At 70.1% G+C, this 14,182-nt stretch carries 10 protein-coding genes; 5 read left to right on the top strand and 5 right to left on the bottom strand.

The annotated features are described in order from the left end of the window. Positions 1-114 precede the first annotated feature (114 nt). The 3 genes from ACFVVO_RS26565 (at position 115) to ACFVVO_RS26575 (ending at position 4,102) form a co-directional block, all read left to right on the top strand. Positions 115-993 carry a LysR substrate-binding domain-containing protein gene (locus ACFVVO_RS26565; RefSeq protein WP_390058103.1) on the top strand — a complete coding sequence of 293 codons (879 nt, stop codon included), beginning with the start codon at positions 115-117 and terminating at the stop codon, positions 991-993. Positions 994-1,310: 317 nt separating this feature from the next. Beyond that, complete coding sequence (locus ACFVVO_RS26570; RefSeq protein ID WP_390058104.1) at positions 1,311-3,137, top strand: AMP-dependent synthetase/ligase; 1,827 nt, start codon at positions 1,311-1,313, stop codon at positions 3,135-3,137. Between the two features lie 128 nt (positions 3,138-3,265). Beyond that, positions 3,266-4,102 carry an aldo/keto reductase gene (locus ACFVVO_RS26575; RefSeq protein ID WP_390058105.1) on the top strand — a complete coding sequence of 279 codons (837 nt, stop codon included), beginning with the start codon at positions 3,266-3,268 and terminating at the stop codon, positions 4,100-4,102. A gap of 71 nt (positions 4,103-4,173) precedes the next feature. On the opposite strand, the gene ACFVVO_RS26580 is transcribed toward ACFVVO_RS26575, so the two are convergent. Further along, positions 4,174-4,785, bottom strand: coding sequence for a hypothetical protein (locus tag ACFVVO_RS26580; RefSeq protein ID WP_390058106.1), 612 nt, complete (start codon positions 4,783-4,785; stop codon positions 4,174-4,176). A 186-nt stretch (positions 4,786-4,971) separates the two neighbouring features. On the opposite strand from ACFVVO_RS26580, the gene ACFVVO_RS26585 reads away from it, so the two are divergent. Beyond that, positions 4,972-5,700, top strand: a complete 729-nt coding sequence (locus tag ACFVVO_RS26585; RefSeq protein WP_390058107.1) for a glycoside hydrolase family 75 protein — start codon at positions 4,972-4,974, stop codon at positions 5,698-5,700. Between the two features lie 13 nt (positions 5,701-5,713). On the opposite strand, the gene ACFVVO_RS26590 is transcribed toward ACFVVO_RS26585, so the two are convergent. The 4 genes from ACFVVO_RS26590 to ACFVVO_RS26605 all read right to left on the bottom strand — a co-directional run bounded on the left by ACFVVO_RS26590 (position 5,714) and on the right by ACFVVO_RS26605 (position 10,900). After that, positions 5,714-6,415 (bottom strand): SDR family oxidoreductase, encoded by a 702-nt coding sequence (locus ACFVVO_RS26590; protein WP_390058108.1) that lies wholly within the window; start codon positions 6,413-6,415, stop codon positions 5,714-5,716. A 148-nt stretch (positions 6,416-6,563) separates the two neighbouring features. Beyond that, positions 6,564-7,460: a class I SAM-dependent methyltransferase gene (locus ACFVVO_RS26595; protein WP_390058109.1), complete on the bottom strand. Its 897-nt coding sequence runs from the start codon at positions 7,458-7,460 to the stop codon at positions 6,564-6,566. Positions 7,461-7,607: 147 nt separating this feature from the next. Beyond that, on the bottom strand, positions 7,608-9,380 hold the full coding sequence (locus tag ACFVVO_RS26600) for a glycoside hydrolase family 6 protein (RefSeq protein ID WP_390058110.1): 1,773 nt from the start codon (positions 9,378-9,380) through the stop codon (positions 7,608-7,610). Positions 9,381-9,409: 29 nt separating this feature from the next. Then, complete coding sequence (locus ACFVVO_RS26605) at positions 9,410-10,900, bottom strand: cellulase family glycosylhydrolase (protein WP_390058111.1); 1,491 nt, start codon at positions 10,898-10,900, stop codon at positions 9,410-9,412. Between the two features lie 264 nt (positions 10,901-11,164). On the opposite strand from ACFVVO_RS26605, the gene ACFVVO_RS26610 reads away from it, so the two are divergent. Beyond that, positions 11,165-14,080 (top strand): glycoside hydrolase family 48 protein, encoded by a 2,916-nt coding sequence (locus ACFVVO_RS26610; RefSeq protein WP_390058112.1) that lies wholly within the window; start codon positions 11,165-11,167, stop codon positions 14,078-14,080. Positions 14,081-14,182 lie beyond the last annotated feature (102 nt).

Consider the following 14,182-nt stretch of genomic DNA (forward strand, 5'->3'; position numbering starts at 1 on the left):
GTCCACGGGCCCGGAGGGCCCCTCTCCATCGTCCTCCTCGACACGCCGATCGGGAATCCGGCATACCACTCTGACTGTCATCATGTTCCGCGATGACCACGGTAGGCTGCCGGTGTGTACGACCCCACTCAGCTGCGCACCTTCCTGGCGGTGGCGCAGACGCTGAGCTTCACGCAGGCCGCCCGCCGTCTGGGGCTGCGCCAGTCGACGGTCAGCCAGCACGTGCGGCGACTGGAGGAAGCCACCGGCCGTCAGCTCTTCGCCCGGGACACGCACTCGGTGGAGCTGACCGAGGACGGCGAGGCCATGCTGGGCTTCGCGCGCCGGCTGCTGGAGGTGCACGAGCAGGCGACGGCGTTCTTCACCGGCACCCGGGTGCGCGGGCGGCTGCGCTTCGGTGCCTCGGAGGACTTCGTGCTCACCCGGCTGCCGGAGATCCTGGAGGGCTTCCGCCACGACCATCCCGAGGTCGACCTGGAGCTGACCGTGGAGCTGTCCGGCACCCTGCACGAGCGTCTCGCGGCGGGCAAGCTGGACCTGGTGCTGGCCAAGCGGCGGGCCGAGGATCCGCGCGGCGAGCTGGTGTGGCGCGACGACCTGGTGTGGATCGGCTCCGAGAACCTGCGCCTGGATCCGGACCGCCCGGTCCCGCTCATCGTGTATCCCCCACCGGGCATCACCCGGGCCCGCGCCCTGGAGGCGCTGGAGGCCCAGGGCCGCGAGTGGCGGATCGTGTGCACCAGCGGCAGCCTCAACGGTCTCGTCGCCGCGGCCCGCGCCGGGCTGGGCGTCATGGCCCACTCCAGGCGCCTGATCCCGCCGGGCCTGTTCCGGCTGCCGGAGCGCCCCGCCCTGCCGGAACTGGGCAAGGTCGACTTCGTCCTGGTGCACGGCAGACGCCGGGGCGCCGCGGACGCCGCCGCGAACGCGCTGGCGGCGGCGATCCTGACGGGCGGCGACCGGCTGCACGGCCGTCAGCGTGACGGGCGCTGACTTGTCGGCCACCGGCAGCGGCCGGGCGGTAGGCAGACGTCGGCGGGCCGCGCTCCCCCGGCCCTGTGGCCAGGTCGGCGAGCAGTAAGCGCGTCGTACAGATTCGGTGGAGATTACGGTAGCGAAAGTTACTGACCCGTCAGTATTGTGTCCGGCCCTTACCCATGTGAGGGCATTTCCCGCTCGTCGGCGGGTAGGAAGGCGAGGTTTGCTCGATTTCCTCACCCCTCCCGCCCGCCTGACAGGTGGGGTAGCTTTCACCGCGCTGTGCGGAGCATCGCGAGCGTGACCGAAAAGCGAGGACGGGGAGCGAGGGATTGCACGAGTTCACCACCCCTCCATTGACGTCGGCGCCGCCGGTGGGCGGACTGGCCGACGCCGTCTTCGAGCATGCCCGGACGGACCCCCTGCGCGTGGCGCTGGGCCGCAAGGACGAGTCCGGGCAGTGGCGGGACGTGACCTCCGCCGAGTTCCGGGACGAGATCCTCGCCCTGGCCAAGGGCCTGCTAGCCCGGGGCATCCGGTTCGGCGACCGGGTCGCCCTCATGTCCCGCACGCGCTACGAGTGGACCCTGTTCGACTTCGCGCTGTGGACGATCGGCGCACAGGTGGTCCCCGTCTATCCGACGTCCTCGGCGGAGCAGTGCTTCTGGATGCTGTACGACGCCGAGGTGACGGCGGCGATCGTGGAGCACGAGGACCACGCGATGACCATCGCCACCGTGATCGACCGGCTGCCGCGGCTGCGCGAGCTGTGGCAGCTCGACTCGGGCTGTGTGCAGGAGCTCTACGACGCCGGCGCGTACCTGGACGACGAGGTGGTGCACCGGCACCGGCAGGCGATCACCCCGGAATCGGTCGCGACGATCATCTACACCTCGGGCACGACCGGCCGCCCCAAGGGCTGTGTGCTGTCCCACGGCAACCTCATGTTCGAGGCGGACACCGTCATCCGGCGCTGGGAGCCGGTGTTCCACACCAAGAAGGGCGACGAGGCCTCCACCCTGCTGTTCCTGCCGCTCGCGCACGTCTTCGGCCGGATGGTCGAGGTCGCCACGATCCGCGGCGGGGTCCGTCTCGGCCACCAGCCGCAGCTGCACGCGGCCGCCCTGCTGCCCGATCTGCAGGCCTTCCGGCCGACCTTCATCCTCGCGGTGCCGTACATCTTCGAGAAGGTGTTCAACGCGGCCCGGCGCAAGGCGGAGAAGGAGGGCCGGAACGGGCCCTTCGAGAAGGCCGTCGACATCGCGGTGAAGTACGCGGACGCCGTCGAGGCCAAGGCGTGGGGCACCGGCCCCGGCCCGTCGGCCGGTCTGCGGATGCAGCACCAGCTCTTCGACAAGCTCGTGTACTCCAAGGTGCGTGCGGCGATGGGCGGCCGCATCCGGAACGCGATGTCCGGCGGCTCCGCGATGGACCGCCGGCTCGGCCTGTTCTTCGCCGGCGCCGGGGTGCAGATCTACGAGGGGTACGGCCTGACCGAGTCCTCGGCGGCCGCCACCGCCAACCCGCCCGAGCGCACCCGCTACGGCACCGTGGGGCAGCCCATCCCGGGTGTCACCGTGCACATCGCCGACGACGGCGAAATCTGGCTGCACGGCGGCAACGTGTTCCAGGGCTACCTCAACAACCAGAAGGCCACCGACGGGACCCTGCACGACGGCTGGCTCGCCACCGGTGACCTCGGCGCCCTGGACGAGGACGGCTATCTGACGATCACCGGCCGCAAGAAGGAGATCCTGGTGACCTCCGGCGGCAAGAGCGTCTCCCCGGGGGTGCTGGAGGAGCGGGTGCGCGAGCATCCGCTGATCAACCAGTGCATCGTCGTCGGCAACGACCGGCCGTACATCGCCGCCCTGGTCACCCTCGACCAGGAGGCCGTCGAGCACTGGCTGCAGATGCGCGGCAAGCCCCGGCTCAGTCCCGCGCAGCTGGTGCGCGACCCGGATCTGGAGACGGAGGTGCGGCGGGCGGTCGTCGCCGCCAACACCCTGGTCTCCCAAGCCGAGTCGATCCGTACCTTCCGCATCCTGGCGCAGCCGTTCACCGAGGAGCACGGCCTGCTGACCCCGTCACTGAAGCTGAAGCGCAAGGCCATCGAGAAGGCGTACGTGAGCGAGGTCGAGGCGCTGTACCAGGCCTGAGGTGCCGCGGGCCGGCGGCGCCGGCCGGGATTTCCCGGCGCGGATCGCGCCGTCAGGAATGCATCGGGGCCCGTGATCGTTGACGATCAGGAGTACCACCTGTCGACAACCGAAGGATCAACGAGCTCGTGAGCAGCAAGGTCACCCCGATCATCCTCAACAACGGCGTCGAGATGCCCCAGCTGGGCTTCGGCGTCTGGCAGGTGCCGGACGACGAGGCCGAGCAGGCCGTCGCCACGGCGCTCGAGGCCGGGTACCGCAGCATCGACACAGCGGCGATCTACGGCAACGAAGAGGGCACCGGCAAGGCCATCGCCGCCTCCGGCCTGCCCCGCGAGGACATCTTCGTCACCACCAAGCTCTGGAACAGCGACCAGGGATACGACTCCACGCTGCGCGCGTTCGACACGTCGCTGGAGAAGCTGGGTCTCGACTATCTGGACCTGTACCTCATCCACTGGCCGCTGCCGTCCCGGGACACCTACATCGACACCTACAAGGCGTTCGAGAAGCTGTACGCCGACGGCCGGGTGAAGGCGATCGGCGTCTCCAACTTCCTTCCCGAGCACCTGCGCCGGCTCATCGCGGAGACCTCGGTCGTCCCGGCGGTCAACCAGATCGAGCTGCACCCGCACCTGCAGCAGCACCAGGCCCGCGAGATCCACGCGGAGCAGGGCATCGCCACCGAGGCCTGGTCGCCGCTCGGCCAGGGCAAGGGCCTGCTGGAGGTGCCGGCGATCGTCGCCATCGCGCGGAAGCACGGCCGTACTCCGGCGCAGGTCGTGCTGCGCTGGCACGTCCAGCTCGGCAACGTCGTGATCCCGAAGTCCGTGACGCCGTCGCGGATCAAGGAGAACATCCAGGTGTTCGACTTCAGCCTGGACGACGAGGACCTCGCGGCCATCGGCGCCCTGAACGAGGACCGGCGCCTCGGCCCGGACCCGGCCACCTTCGACCTGGGCTGACACCCGCACGGTGAACGGCCGTCCGCACCGCCGCGCGGGCGGGGCGGACGGCCGTCTCCCGTCCCGCGGACTCAGCCGAGGCGCACGTCCGCGTGCACGACCTCGAACTCCTCCAGGCTCACGACGCTCACCCGCGCCTTCGCCACGCCCTCATGGCGGGCCGCCGCCTGACCGGCCCGGGAGGCGGCCATCGACGCGCGGTCGACGAAGAGGGTGCCGACCTGGCCACGGCCGCGCTCCCGGTCGATGAGCAGAGCGGCCCGGGCGAGGCCCGGCAGGGTCTCCAGGCGCGGGAGGACGGTCGACCGGAAGGTGTCCACGAACAGGCCGGCGTCCGCGGGATCGAACTCCACCCGGGACACACGCAGTCCGCCGCCCATGCGCGGCACCTGCAGCGAGCGGTGGACGGCCGCCTCGAGGTTCTCCACCGCCAGGGTGCCCGCGAACGGCTCCAGCAGCGCTTCCCTGTGCTGCCTCATCACGGTGTCGCTGTTGCTGCGCGCCTCCTCGGAGGCCCACCAGCTCACCGCCAGCAGCTTGCCCAGTTCGTGGTCGGTGAAGACGCCGGCCCCGAGGTAGCCGGGGCGTTCCTCGAGCAGTTCGCGCCCCTCGGTGTTCAGGGCCCGGACCGCCGTGTCGATCTTCGCTGGGTCGCCGGTCACGTAGACGGTGCGCACGAACATGACATCTCGCCTCCGCGTACCCTCTGGCCTCTCGCCTCGACATGACCAGTCTTCCGTGTGAGTCAAAGCCCCGCAAAACCGAACACATCGCCGACCCTCGCACAGGAGCTTGACGAGGGCATGCGCATGCGCCACCTTGTAACGCACCTGGTAAGGAAACTTTCCTAACAGAAGGGTCCCCCCACAGTGCGCCTGCGTTCACTGACCCTCGTCGCGGCCTCCGGGGCCGCTCTCCTCGCCGCCGGAGTGCTGCCCGCCCACGCCTCCGGCCCCCTCCCTGACGACCCGTCCGGCACGACCCCCGGCGCCCCGCCCGCCTCCGTCCAGGAGGGCACGGTCAGCGCGGCCGACCTGCTCGCCAGGGTGACGTCCTGTTCCCAGATCTCGAACGGCAAGTACCGGACCGACGAGGAGAGCTCGGCGACGGTCCCCGTCTGCGGCAAGAACGGCGCGGTGTTCTGGAAGGCCGACATGGACATCGACTGCGACGGCCAGCGGACCACCGACTGCAACGAGGACCGCGACCCCTGGTACCAGGACGACACCGCGTTCCACCAGTCCGACGGCAAGCCACTGAAGGCCGAGTCCCTGCCCTATGTGGTCGTCCCCAGCTCCAGCGGCATCTGGAACTACTCCGGCGCCGGCATCAAGGGCGGCGGCGTGGTCGCCGTCATCTACAACGGCAAGGTCGAGTACGCCGTCGTCGGGGACACCGGCCCCACCGCGATCATCGGCGAGGCCTCGTACGCCACCGCCCAGGCGCTCGGCATCGACCCCGACCCGGCCACCGGCGGGGTCGACTCCGGCGTGACGTACATCCTGTTCAAGGACTCCAAGGTCTCCCCCATCGAGAGCCACAGCGCGGCCGTCTCCCTCGGGGACCAGTTGGCCAAGCAGTTCCTGCAGAACAACTGACCCTCACTGCACGTCAGTTGGGCTGACCCAGTGGACGTACGACGACGGTGTTGACGTCGACCCCGGCCGGCTGCCGGATCGCCCAGACGATGGAGCCGGCCATCTGCTCCGCGGTCAGCAGACGACCCGGGGGCAGGCTGCCGTAGCTGTCCCAGAAGGGCGTCTCGACCCGGCCGGGGGCGACCAGCGTGACCCCGATGCCGAACTCCGTGACCTGGCGCCGGGTGTTCTCGGCGAGCCCGGTGACCGCCCACTTGGTGGCGCCGTAGAGGTTGCCGGGCGTGGGCACGAAACCGGCGACGCTGCCGACGAGGACGATCCGGCCCCCGGTCTCCTTCAGCGCGTCGACGGAGGCACGGATGAGGAGGGCGGGGCCGAGCACGTTGGTGAGGACCATCTCGGTCCAGCCGGCCGGGTCGCCGTCGGCGACGGAGTCATGGGTGGCGAAGCCGGCGTTGGAGACGACCGTGTCCAGCCGGCCGTACTCCTTGAGCGTGCGGTCGACCGCGTTTCGGACGTCGTCGTAGGAGGCCGCGTCACCGGCGACCGTCAGCAGCCCGGCGGGATTGCCCAGGCCTTCGGCGAAGTCCCGCAGCCGCCGCTCGCCGCGCCCGGTGACGGTGACCCGGTGTCCGGCGTCCAGCAACTGCCGGGCCACGGCGGCGCCGATGCCGCTGCCGCCGCCGGTGATGAGCGCGACCGGAGAGTCGTTCATGGTTTCCCCCTGGGATGTCGGTGAACGAGGGGAGTCCACCACTTGGAGTGCTCTCCAGGTCAAGCCCCGTCACCGGGACCGGCCGGCCGCGGTGGGGCCGAGTGCGGTGCCCGCACCGGGAACCGGCCGGACCGGGCGGAGTGCCGGGCTACACCGGCCGGACCGCGCGGTGCACCGTGTGAGCCGCCAGGACGAACACGTCCGGACGATGGTGGACGCCGCGGTCGTCGGCCGGATCGAGGAGGCGGTCGAGGGTGGCACGGTCGTCGGCGTCGAGGGCCTCGGCGTGGATGTCCCGCGTCCGGGTCAGCACGGCGACGACGTGGGCGCGGACCCGGTCCGGGACCGGGGCGGGCAGGTCCAGCAGGAAACTGCGGGTGCCGGTGTGCTTCAGGCCGGCGGCGGCGAGCAGCGCGCGCCAGTCCTCGGTCTCGGCGACCGCGTCAGGCAGCTCGGCCCGCATCCGGGCGAACCGGTCCTCCTGCGCGGCGTCGAGACGTGCCTGCAGTCCGGGGCGGCCGAAGCCGATGTCGCGGGGCAGGTAGCGGGGGGCCAGGCCGCCCTCCAGTATGGCCAGGGTGCCGCCGGGCGCGAGCCGTTCGGCGAACGCGGTGAGCGCGGCCCGCTGGTCGCCGAGGTGGTGCACACTGCGGCTCGCCCACAGCAGGTCCGCCGGGTATTCCAGCTCCCGCAGCACGCCGGGCAGTTCACCGGCGAGGGTGCCGAAGCGGTCGCCGTAGCCGAGGCGGGCGGCGCGGGCCCGGGCGTGCTCCAGCAGCGGCTCGGAGCTGTCGGCGGCGATCACCCGGGCGCCGGGGAAGGTCTCCGCGAAGAGGCCGGAGAGCACCCCGGGCCCGCTGCCCGCGTCGACGACCAGGCCGGGTTCGGTCACCTCCTTGCTCAGCCAGGCCAGGGCCCGGGAGTACGCCGGTGTGGACACCTCTGCCTCCGCCTCCAGCATCGCGGCCATCGCACCCCAGTCGACGTCGCCGCCGTGGTGGTGGCCCTGGTGCGGGTGGTGGTGGCTGTGGTGTTCGTGTGCCATGGGTTCGGCCTCCTGGGCGCTCTCGTCCGGATGCGGACAGCCTGCGCCGGGACGCGGGGCCGGGGCCAGTTCTGTTGCCGGTGCCGCAAAAAGGGATCCGCCGGGGGGCGGCCGGTGAGGGCCGCGCCCCGGCGGACGCTCAGCCGGTCAGGGAAGCGGCGGGTAGGCGTTCTGCATCAGCTGCTGGAACTGGGCGGAGAACCAGTGCCCGGCCAGCGGCGCGTTCGGCAGGGCGCCGGAGGGGTTGTTGCCGTTGCGGGCGTTGCCGCCGTACGTCGGGTCGCACATGCGGTCGAAGCCCTTGCCCTCGTCGTTGCTGACGGCGGAGCTGGCGCCGTCGGACTCCCCCGGCGGCTTGACCCAGACGTAGGCGTCGATGCCGGCGGCAGGAGCCGCGGTGGGCCGCTCGCCGAGTCCTGCCCCGCTCTGGTTGCACCAGTTGCCGGCGTGGATGCGCCGGTCGATCCGGCTGCCGTTGACGTAGTCGTCCACGGAGGTCAGCGGGCCGGACTTGGTGGGCCGGGCGGTGCCGCCCCAGCCGTTGCGTGAGGTGTCGATCAGCATACCGAGGCCGGAGTTGAACCCGGACGCGACCAGCTTGTCCCGCAGCGCCTGCGCGAACGACTGCTCGTCGACGTACTGGTTCCAGTCCACCCACTTCGACTGGCGCACGGTCTGGCCGTTCACCGAGTCGGTGACCTTGAAGTACGGCTCCTTGGTGGCGCTGTAGTTGGCGGTGTTGACGATGAACCCGGCCACGTCGTTCACGCCGGCGCCGTTGCTGGTGGCGACCTTGTAGAACTCCTGGACCGTGGGACCGAGGTTGGAGTCCCAGCCGAGCCAGGCGTGGTGGCCGGCGTCGATGTAGTTGTAGACGTTCGCGATGGCGCCCAGCTTGTCGAGGGCGTAGCTGACGCCCTTCTCGTAGTTGCCGTTGGCCTTCATGGTCGCGCAGGCGTCGGTGCTGCCCGCGGTACCCCCCGCGTTGGTGACCAGGTTGGGCAGCGAGTCGGGCTCGATGACCGTGGCGATCCGCAGGCCCGCGTACTTCGAGTCGGACAGGATGGAGGCGATCGGGTCGATGTACTGGCTCTTGTACTTGTCGAGGTCGTTCGGCCCGAGTTCACCGTTGGAGGCCAGGGCGGAGCAGTCACGGCCCGGCAGGTCGTAGATGACCAGCTGCACGACGAGGTCGCCGGAGCCCTTCTGCTGCAGGGCCGCGTCCAGGTGGGCGCGCAGGCCCATGCCGCCGTTCACCCCGTTGATGGCGGCGATCCGGTCCAGCCAGACGGCGGTGGGCTGGTTGGAGATGCGGCTGCCGCCCGGTTCGGCGGCGGCGAGGGCCGACCACTCGGGGTTCACGTACACCTTGGCCCCGGTGTAGGGGTTGTCGACGCGGCTGCCGGTGCCGCCGCCCGTGTCGCCGCCGGTGCCACCTCCTGTGTCGCCACCCGTGCCCCCGCCGGTGTCGCCGCCGGTTCCGCCACCCGAGCTGCCGCCGTCGTCGACGTTGCAGGTGACCCCGTCGAGAGTGAAGGTCGCCGGCACGGCGTTGGTGCCGCTGTAGGTGCCCTGGAAGCCGAAGCTGACGGAACCGCCGTTGACGAGCGCACCGTTGTAGCTCTCATTGGCGGCGGTGACGGCGGCACCGCTCTGGGTGACCTTCGCGTTCCACGCACTGGTGACCTTCTGGTTGCCGGCGTACGACCATTTCACCGACCAGCCCGACTTGGCGGCCCCGTTGTTGGTGACGGTGACGTTGGCGGTGAAGCCGGTGTCCCACTGGTTCTGTATCTGGTAGGCGACGGTGCACGGGACCGAGGTGGCCGCGGCGCCGGCCGGTCCGGCGACGAGCGCCGTCCCGGAGGCGCCGGCGACCAGCGCCAGGGCGGCGAGCAGCGAGGTTCTGGTAGGACTCATGAGTGCGGGTTCCTTCTTCCGTGGTGCCGTTACGGGTTGAGGGCGCGCAGGTGGTCGCGCAGGCCGGCGCCGTACGCGGTGGGTGTGCCGTCGTAGCTGGAGATCAGGGACGGCCCGGAGGAGCAGTCCCAGGTGTTCCAGGTCCAGCCGAGGTAGGACAGGTTCCGGTCGTCGAACCACTTCACGACCTGGTCGGTGAACCCGTGCGAGCAGGTGTTCTCCCCGATCTCACCGGCGATCAGCGGCACCTGGGCCGCGACCGGGGCGAGGGTGGAGTTCCAGCAGCTCTCGCTCGCACAGGTGTTGAAGTTGTACACGTGGTACGCGGCGGCGAGATTGCCCGCCGGGTCGTCGGGCTTGTACGTCAGCCACTGGCTGAGGTCGTTGGAGTAGGCGAGCCCGCCGGCCATGATGACGTTCTTCGCGCCGGCGCCCCGGATGCTGTCCACCATGTCCTGCATGCCGGCCACCTCGTAGGAGATGCCGGGGCAGGTGCCGCCGTCCCGCCAGCACTTCCAGGCGTCCGTGGTGCTGGAGGTCGCCCGGTCCGGATACGGCTCGTTGAACAGGTCGAACACGGCCGCCTTGTCGTCCTTGAAGGTACTGGCGACGGACGCCCAGAAGGACGGCGCGTAACTCATGTCGGGCATCGGCTTCTGGCAGGTGGCGTGCACGTCGGAGCAGCCTGCCGAGTTGCCGGTGTACTGGCCGTAGGACCAGTGCATCTCGATGATCGGCGTCAGGCCGTGCGCCTCGACGCGGGCCACCAGGTCCTTGACGGCGTTGATGTAGTTGGCGCCGCCGTACTCGGGCTTGACGTTGGAAAGGCCCAGCCAGCACTCCTCGTTGAGCGGGATCCGGACCGCGTTGGCCTTCCAGTCGGCGATCGCCTTGATCGCCGCGTCGTCCACCGGGCCGTCCCAGATGCCGTAGCCCTGCACGCACATGAACTCGCCGCCGGAGCGGTTCACGCCGAGCAGCCTGCGGGTCTTGCCGGCCGCGTCCACCAGCCTGGTGCCCGAGACGTGCAGGGCGGGCGCGGTGCCGTCGGACGGCGGTGGGTCGGTCGGGGGCGGATCGGTCGGCGGGGGTGTCGTCGGTTCGGAGTCCACGTTGCAGGTGGTGCCGTTGAGCTTGAAAGCCGTCGGCACGGCGTTGCCGCCGGACCAGGAGGCGAGGAAGCCGGCGCTGACGCTCGCGCCGGAGCCGAGGCCGCCGTTCCAGCTCTCGTTGGACGCGGTCACGGTGGTGCCGGACTGGGACCATTTGGCGTTCCAGCCCTGGGTGACCCTCTGGCCGGCCGCGAAGTCGAAAGTGAGCTTCCAACTGCTCATCGCGGCCTGGTTGTTGGTGATCTTCACGGAGCCCTGGAAGCCGTTGTCCCACTGGCCGGTGACGGCGTACTCCACCGTGCAGGCGGGTGTGGCTCCCTCGGCCGTGACCACCGGGACGAGCACGCTGCCGAGCAGCGCGGTCGCACCGGCGACGGCTAAAAGTACTGAACGCGGGGGGTGTCGCATGAGCGACTCCTTGCAGTTTGGCGCGCCGTGACAGACGCGTCGACTGAATGGAATCGCTCCCACTGGTGCGAAGGAAGGTAGCGGCAAGTGACGTGATTGCACAGGGGAGTTGAAGAATTTTTGCGGGAGAGGGCCTGTCGAATCATTTCGACTCTTCAAGCACCTTGACCGCTCACGGGGTCGTCCTCACTATGGGAGCGCTCCCACTGGTTCAAGCCTTGACATCCCCCCTCGAGCCGCAAGCCCCAAGGAGGAACCAGCACCATGGATCCCGGACGCAGACGCAGAGCCGCGCGGCGATGGTGGACCGCCGCCCTCGCGGCGCTCGCCCTGCCCCTGACGACGCTCGCCACCGGCACCACAGCCGCGCACGCGGCGGGCGTCCAGTGCGGCGTCGACTACAAGACCAACGACTGGGGCTCCGGTTTCACGGCCGACCTCACCCTCACCAACCGCGGCACGGCCGCGATCGACGGCTGGACCCTGACCTACGGCTACTCGGGCAACCAGAAGCTGAGCAACGGCTGGAACGGCAGCTGGTCCCAGTCCGGTCAGACGGTCACCGTGAAGAACGCCTCGTACAACGGCACCATCGCCGCCGGGGCCGCGGTCTCCACGGGCGCCCAGTTCACGTACAGCGGGACCAACACGGCGCCGACCTCCTTCGCGGTCAACGGCACGACCTGCGCCGGCGCCCACCAGCCGCCGGTCACCGTGCTGACCAGCCCCACCGCGGGCGCGACCTACTCGCAAGGGGACGCGGTGCCGCTCGCCGCGACCGCGGCGGCGGCCGACAACGCGACGATGGCCAAGGTGGAGTTCTACGACGACACCACGCTGCTGGGCACGGACACCAGCGCGCCGTACTCGCTCTCGGCCTCAAGCTTGACCGTGGGCAGTCATTCACTGGTGGCGAAGGCGTACGACAGCCTCGGCGCCTCCGCCGAGTCCACGCCGGTCGGCATCACGGTCGCCTCGGGCCCGGCGGTCGTCGCCTCGCCCACCCAGCTCGGTGTCCAGCAGGGCAAGTCCGGCACCTTCGACGTGAAGCTCTCCACGCAGCCGAGCGCGAACGTGACGGTGGGCGTCGCCCGTACGGACGGCAACACGGGTCTGTCGGTGACCGGCGGCTCCTCGCTGACCTTCACGCCGTCCAACTGGAACACGGCGCAGAAGGTGACCATCACCGCCGACTCCTCCGGCACCGGCGGCGCCACCTTCACCGCCTCGGCGACCGGCCACACCAAGGCGACGGTCACGGTGACGGAGCTGGCCGCGTCGAAGGCGTACGACGCACGGTTCCTGGACCTGTACGGGAAGATCACCAACCCGGCGAACGGCTACTTCTCCCCCGAGGGCATTCCGTACCATTCGGTGGAGACACTGATCGTCGAGGCGCCCGACCACGGTCACGAGACCACGTCCGAGGCCTACAGTTATCTTCTCTGGCTGCAGGCGATGTACGGGAAGGTGACCGGCGACTGGTCCAAGTTCAACGGCGCCTGGGAGATCATGGAGAAGTACATGATCCCCACGCACGCCGACCAGCCGACGAACTCCTTCTACAACGCCTCGAAGCCGGCCACGTACGCGCCCGAACAGGACACCCCGAACGAGTACCCGGCGAAGCTCGACACGGGCGTGTCGGTGGGCCCGGACCCGATCGCCGGTGAACTGAAGAGCGCGTACGGCACGGACGACGTCTACGGCATGCACTGGATCCAGGACGTCGACAACGTCTACGGCTACGGCGACGAGCCCGGCAAGTGCGAGGCCGGACCGACGGCCACCGGACCGTCGTACATCAACACCTTCCAGCGCGGCCCCCAGGAGTCCGTCTGGGAGACGGTCCCGCAGCCGACCTGTGACGCCTTCAAGTACGGCGGCACCAACGGCTATCTGGACCTGTTCACCGGCGACTCCTCCTACGCCAAGCAGTGGAAGTACACGGACGCCCCGGACGCGGACGCGCGCGCGGTGCAGGCCGCCTACTGGGCCGACGTGTGGGCGAAGGCGCAGGGCAAGGGCGGTGACGTCTCCGCGACCGTCTCCAAGGCCGCGAAGATGGGCGACTACCTGCGGTACGCGATGTACGACAAGTACTTCAAGAAGATCGGCAACTGTGTCGGTCCGTCCGCCTGCGCGGCCGGCACCGGCAAGGACGCCTCGCACTACCTGCTCTCCTGGTACTACGCCTGGGGCGGCGCCGCCGACACCAGCGCGGGCTGGGCCTGGCGGATCGGCTCCAGCCATGTGCACGGCGGCTACCAGAACCCGCTCGCCGCGTACGCGCTGAGCAACAACGCCGATCTGAAGCCGAAGTCTGCGACGGGCGCGGCCGACTGGGGCAAGTCGCTCACCCGCCAGCTCGAGTTCTACCAGTGGCTGCAGTCGTCCGAGGGCGCGATCGCGGGCGGCGCGACCAACAGCTGGCAGGGCCGGTACGCCACGCCTCCGGCGGGCACGCCGACGTTCTACGGCATGTACTACGACTGGCAGCCGGTCTACCACGACCCGCCGTCCAACCAGTGGTTCGGGTTCCAGGCGTGGTCGATGGAGCGGGTCGCCGAGTACTACCAGCAGACCGGCAACGCGGGGGCCAAGGCGGTCCTCGACAAGTGGGTCAAGTGGGCGCTGTCCAAGACCACGGTCAACCCGGACGGCACCTACCGGATTCCCTCCACCCTCCAGTGGACCGGCCAACCCGACACCTGGAACGCGTCGAGCCCCGGTACCAACAGCGGACTCCATGTGACGGTCGCCGACTACACCGACGACGTCGGCGTGGCGGCCGCGTACGCCAAGACGCTCACGTACTACGCCGCCAAGTCCGGTGACACGGCGGCGAAGTCGACGGCGAAGGCGCTGCTGGACGGCATGTGGAGCAACTACCAGGACAGCCTCGGCATCGCCGTCCCCGAGACCCGCAGCGACTACAGCCGGTTCAACGACAGCGTGTACGTGCCGAGCGGCTGGAGCGGCAAGATGCCGAACGGCGACACCGTCAACTCGTCCTCGACGTTCTCCTCGATCCGGTCCTTCTACAAGAACGACCCGGCCTGGTCGAAGATCGAGGCCTACCTCAAGGGCGGCGCCGCGCCCGTCTTCACGTACCACCGTTTCTGGGCCGAGGCGGACATCGCCCTGGCCATGGGCTCGTACGCGGAGCTGCTCGAATAAGTCCCCGCCGGCGCTCCGCGTGCACGGCCCCGTCACAGGACGACGGGGTCACCGGGCCGGGCGGTCCCCATCCGTACAGGGGGCCGCCCGGCCGTCATATCT

The sequence above is a fragment of the Streptomyces sp. NPDC058145 genome (assembly GCF_042884245.1).
GTDB lineage: Bacteria > Actinomycetota > Actinomycetes > Streptomycetales > Streptomycetaceae > Streptomyces.

What these genes read in the sequence shown, in the direction of transcription:
- ACFVVO_RS26600 (WP_390058110.1), bottom strand. Translation starts at nt 9,380, where the DNA reads ATGAGTCCTACCAGAACCTCGCTGCTCGCCGCCCTGGCGCTGGTCGCC.
- ACFVVO_RS26580 (WP_390058106.1), bottom strand. Translation starts at nt 4,785, where the DNA reads ATGTTCGTGCGCACCGTCTACGTGACCGGCGACCCAGCGAAGATCGAC.
- ACFVVO_RS26595 (WP_390058109.1), bottom strand. Translation starts at nt 7,460, where the DNA reads ATGGCACACGAACACCACAGCCACCACCACCCGCACCAGGGCCACCAC.
- ACFVVO_RS26605 (WP_390058111.1), bottom strand. Translation starts at nt 10,900, where the DNA reads ATGCGACACCCCCCGCGTTCAGTACTTTTAGCCGTCGCCGGTGCGACC.
- ACFVVO_RS26590 (WP_390058108.1), bottom strand. Translation starts at nt 6,415, where the DNA reads ATGAACGACTCTCCGGTCGCGCTCATCACCGGCGGCGGCAGCGGCATC.
- ACFVVO_RS26610 (WP_390058112.1), top strand. Translation starts at nt 11,165, where the DNA reads ATGGATCCCGGACGCAGACGCAGAGCCGCGCGGCGATGGTGGACCGCC.